The sequence below is a fragment of the Pseudomonas sp. BN606 genome (genome assembly GCF_029873115.1).
GTDB lineage: Bacteria > Pseudomonadota > Gammaproteobacteria > Pseudomonadales > Pseudomonadaceae > Metapseudomonas.
In genome coordinates this window covers 1-4,810 of record NZ_SSOF01000065.1, presented here as the reverse complement: position 1 = coordinate 4,810, position 4,810 = coordinate 1, and the positions used below count along the sequence as shown (strand labels likewise).

The window sequence follows — 4,810 nt, the reverse complement described above, 5'->3', positions numbered from 1 at the left end:
GCCTGCCAGGAGCGTTCCTCGCGGTTGGCGAAGTCGCTGATCTGCACGAAGTTCACCAGGTAGGCGTCGCTGCCATTGACGTAGGCGAAGCCGGTGTCGCCGCTCATACGCTGGTAGCCCAGGCCCACGGCGTGGCCGCCGAAGCCGTAGGTGAACATTGCGCCGAAGGCCTTGTTGTCGACATTGCTACCGCCCTCGTCAGTGGAGCGGGCAAAGCGCAGGTCGCTCTTCAGGCTCTGGCCGTCACCCAGGGGCAGCAGGTGGTTCAGGCTCAGGTAGTGCTGGCGGTAGAAGTCGTCCAGGCGGCCGAAGCCATAACCAGTGGTGAGGGCGTCGTTCCACTTGTAGCTGAGGTTGGCGAAGTCGAAGGCATCGCTGGTGGTCTGGCGCGCGCGGATGTTCTTCACGCCCACCGTGGTGATGCTCATGTCCTCGTAGTCCGAGGAGTCGCGCTGGTTCACCTGGCGCAGGCGTCCGGCATCGAAGGTCAGGCCGTCGATCTCCAGGGAGTTGAGTTGACCGCCTTCGAACGTCTGCGGCAGCAAGCGCGAATCGTTGGCCAGCAGCACCGGCAGCTTGGGCATCAGGGTGCCGAGCTTGAGGGTGCTCTTCGAGGCGCGCAGCTTGGCGGTCAGGCCCAGCTCACCGTATTCATCCTGGGCGCGCTTGGGCGCTTCGCGGTCACGCTTGAGCAGTCCGGAACCGGCACGGTCAGGGCTGGAGTCGAGTTTCACGCCGAGCAGGCCGATGGCGTCGACGCCGACACCGATCTGTCCCTCGGTGAAGCCGGACTCATAGCGCAGGAGGAAACCCTGGGCCCATTCCTCGGCCTTGGCCTGGGTCGCGTTGTCTTGGCGGAAGTCGCGGTTGAAGTAGAAGTTGCGCAGCTCCAGGCTGGCTTTCGAATCCTTGACGAAGTCCGCCAGGGCGGGTGTGGAGCAACACAGCGCGCCGCCGACGAACAGTAGGTGGGAGGTGAGGGTGGTACGGGTCATCGTGAGTCCTCTTGTTTTTGTTTTTTCAGGTACAGCGGTATTAAAAAAGCGCGGCCCAAAGGAGCACGGGCCGCGCCACGCTCAAGGGTCAGAACTGTTCGCTGGAAAGGCCGAAGAGCGGCTCGGCGCCAGCGCGGATGCTGGCCTCCAGGGCCAGGGTGCGCGGTAGCAGGCGACGGAAGAAGAACTCGGCGGTGGCCAGCTTGGCGCCGTAGAAGGCCTCGTCCTCCTCTCGACGCGCTTCGGCTACGGCAGCCATGCGCGCCCACAGCCAGGCGTAGGCCACATGGCCGAAAAGCTGCAGGTATTCCACCGAGGCTGCGCCCACTTCGTTGGGGCTGCGGCTGGCCTGGGCCAGCAGCCATTCACTGGCGCCCTCCAGGCGCCCGAGGGCTTCCAGTAGTTCGGTGGTGTAGGGGGTGGCGGATTGGCTGGCGAAGGCGCGCACATCGGCGCAGAACAGCTTGAGTGCGGCGCCGCCGTTGGCCACTACCTTGCGGCCCAGCAGGTCGAGGGCCTGGATGCCGTTGGTGCCTTCGTAGATCTGCGCAATGCGTACGTCGCGTACCAGTTGTTCCTGGCCCCATTCGCGGATGTAGCCGTGGCCGCCGAACACCTGCTGGCCGAGCACGCAGCTGTCCAGGCCGGTGTCGGTGAAGAAGGCCTTGGCCACCGGAGTGAGCAGGGCCACCAGGGCCTCGGCGCGCTGGCGTTCGTCGCTGTCATCGGCGTACTTGGCCAGGTCCAGTTGCTGGCCGACATAGCAGGCGAATGCGCGGCCACCCTCGGTCATGGCCTTCATGCTGAGCAGCATGCGGCGCACGTCGGGGTGATGGATGATCGGGTCGGCCACCTTGTCCCGCGCCACTGGGCCGGCGGGCGCGCGGCTCTGGATGCGCTCGCGGGCGTAGGCCACGGCGCTCTGGTAGGAGGCGTCGGCGCAGCCAATGCCCTGGATTCCGATGGACAGGCGCTCGTAGTTCATCATGGTGAACATCGCCGCCAGGCCCTTGTTGGCTTCGCCGATCAGCCACCCGCTGGCGCCGTCGAAGTTCATTACGCAGGTGGCCGAGGCCTTGATGCCCATCTTGTGCTCGATGGAGCCGCAGCTCACGGCGTTGGCCGCGCCGAGGGACCCATCTGCGTTGACCATCACCTTGGGCACCAGGAACAGGGAAATGCCCTTGGGACCGGCCGGCGCATCCGGCAGCTTGGCCAGCACCAGATGGATGATGTTTTCGGTGAGGTCTTGTTCGCCTCCGGTGATGAAGATCTTGGTACCGGTGATGCGGTAGCTGCCGTCGGCCTGGGGGGCGGCCTTGGTGCGGATGATGCCGAGATCGGTGCCAGCCTGGGGTTCGGTGAGGCACATCGAGCCGGCCCAGCGACCTTCGTACATCGGGGGCAGGTAGGTCTGTTTCAGGTCGGCGCTGGCGTGGGCGTCGATGGCCAGGCAGGCGCCGGAGGACAGCGCGGAGTACAGGGCGAAGCTGGAGTTGGCGGCGTAGAGCATTTCCTCGAACTGCACAGCGAGCATCTTCGGCATGCCCAGGCCACTGAAGTCCGGGTTGCCGGAAAGCCCCACCCAGCCACCGTCGATATAGGTGGCGTAGGCCTCCTTGAAGCCTGTCGGGGTGCTGACCACGCCCTCGTGCCACTGAGCGCCTTCTTCGTCACCGCTGCGGTTGAGCGGGGCGATGAGCTGCCCAGTGACCTTGGCCGCTTCTTCCAGGATGGCGTCGGCGGTGTCGACATCGACCCGTTCGGCCAGCGCAGGCAGGCGCGCCCAGAGGGACGGGGCGTCGAAGACCTCATGCAGGACGAAGCGCAGGTCGCGCAGCGGGGCGTTGTATTCGGGCATGGCGTGGAACCTCTGTTACGGCGATTGCGGGAAGGCACGGCCCGCAGGCCGTGCCGGATGGTTCAGTGGCTGCTGGCGGCGGCAGCCCCCAGGCCGGTCTGGGCGCGCACGAACTGGTCGTCATAGGCGGCGCGTTCGCGGCTGGCGCGGGCGCTGCGATCGAGTGTGGAGACGACGATGATCACCAGGAACGCCAGCGGCATGGAGAACAGCGCCGGCTGGTCGTAGGGGAACAGTGCCTTCTCATGGCCCAGCACGCCGACCCAGACGGCCGGTGCACAGATCACCAGGGCCAGGGCGCTCACCAGCCCGGTCAGCCCGCCCCAGAGGGCACCACGGGTGGTCAGGCCTTTCCAGTACATGGCCATGATCAGCACCGGGAAGTTGGCCGAAGCGGCGACGCCGAAGGTCAGGCCCACGAGGAAGGCGATGTTCATCTGCTCGAAGAGAATGCCCAGGCCGATTGCGACCAGGCCGATAGCCACGGTGGCGATGCGCGACACCCGCATTTCATCCTTCTCGCTGGCGTGCCCCTTTTTCAGCACAGAGGCATAGAGGTCGTGGGAGATGGCCGAGGCGCCCGCCAGGGCAAGGCCTGCAACCACGGCGAGGATGGTGGCGAAGGCTACGGCGGAGAGGAAACCGAGGAACAGGTTGCCGCCCACTGCCTGGGCCAGGTGCATGGCGACCATGTTGCCGCCGCCCACCAGGGCGCCACCCAGCTTGCCGTCGACGAAGTACTGCGGGTCGGTGCCGACGATCACGATCGCGGTGTAGCCGAGCACGCAGACCACCAGGAAGAAGAAACCGATGAAGCCGGTGGCGAACAGCACCGAGCGGCGGGCTTCCCTGGCATTGGGCACAGTGAAGAAGCGCATCAGGATGTGTGGCAGGCCGGCGATGCCGAACACCAGGCCGAGGGACAGCGAGACGGCACTGATCGGGTCGGCCAGCAAGGTACCGGGCCCCATGATCTTGACGCCGCTGGCGTGTACGGCGACCGCTCGCTCGGCCAGGTTCTCGAAGCTGAAGCCGAACTCGCTCATGGCCATCAGCACCAGTGCGGTGCCACCGGCCAGCAGCAGGACGGCCTTGGTGATCTGCACCCAGGTGGTGGCGATCATGCCGCCGAAGATCACGTAGACCAGCATCAGGACACCGACCACTACCACGGCCAGTTGATAGTCCAGGCCGAACAGCAGCTTGATCAGTTGGCCGGCGCCGACCATCTGCACGACCAGGTAGCAGCAGACCACGGTCAGCGAGCCGAGGGCGGCGAAGCTGCGAATGCGGGTCTGGTCCAGGCGGTAGGAGACGATGTCGGCGAAGGTGTAGCGGCCCAGGTTGCGCAGGCGCTCGGCCATCAGGAAGGTGACGATGGGCCAGCCGACGAAGAAGCCGATGATGTAGACGAAGCCGTCGTAGCCCTTGGCGAACACCAGGCTCGAAAGGCCCAGCAGGGTGGCCGCCGACATGTAGTCGCCGGCAATCGCCAGGCCGTTCTGGAAGCCCGAGATGCCACCGCCAGCGGTGTAGAAGTCGGCGGCGGAGCGGGTGCGGCGCGCGGCCCACCAGGTGATGGCCAGGGTGGCCAGGACAAAGACGAAGAACATGCCGATGGCATGCAGGTTGAGGGGTTGCTTCTGCGCCGTGATGGTGTCGGCGAAGCCGCTCAGCGGCGCGAGGGCAAGGAGGGCGAGGAGGGCTTTCATGCCTGACCCTCCGCGAGGATTTCCGCGCTCAGTGCATCGAAGCGGTTATTGGCGTGACGCACGTACCAGGCGGTCAGCAGCCAGGAAAGAACGATGATGGCGGCACCCAGCGGGATGCCGCGGCTGAGATGGCTGCCCTCGTAGAGCGGCAGGTGCAGCCAGCCGGGGACAAAGGCCACGAGCATGATGAACAGGTAGTAGACCGCCAGCACCAGGGCGCTGAGCGACCAGGCGAGAACGGC

The 4,810-nt window shown here is 66.0% G+C and carries 4 protein-coding genes; all 4 read right to left on the bottom strand.

The window, feature by feature from the left end; all coding sequences use genetic code 11:
* Nucleotides 1-995: OprD family porin (locus E8E75_RS12135; protein ID WP_280358949.1), on the bottom strand; the 995-nt coding region annotated here is incomplete at its 3' end.
* 88 nt (nucleotides 996-1,083) lie between these two features.
* Entirely contained in the window at nucleotides 1,084-2,856 is a 1,773-nt protein-coding gene (locus E8E75_RS12130) for an acyl-CoA dehydrogenase C-terminal domain-containing protein (RefSeq protein WP_153918455.1), read from the bottom strand.
* 62 nt (nucleotides 2,857-2,918) lie between these two features.
* Entirely contained in the window at nucleotides 2,919-4,568 is a 1,650-nt protein-coding gene (locus E8E75_RS12125) for a cation acetate symporter (RefSeq protein WP_280358947.1), read from the bottom strand.
* Nucleotides 4,565-4,810, bottom strand: a 246-nt coding sequence (locus tag E8E75_RS12120; RefSeq protein WP_280358946.1) for a DUF485 domain-containing protein, incomplete at its 5' end; no start/stop codon positions are given. The genes E8E75_RS12125 and E8E75_RS12120, both read right to left, overlap by 4 nt.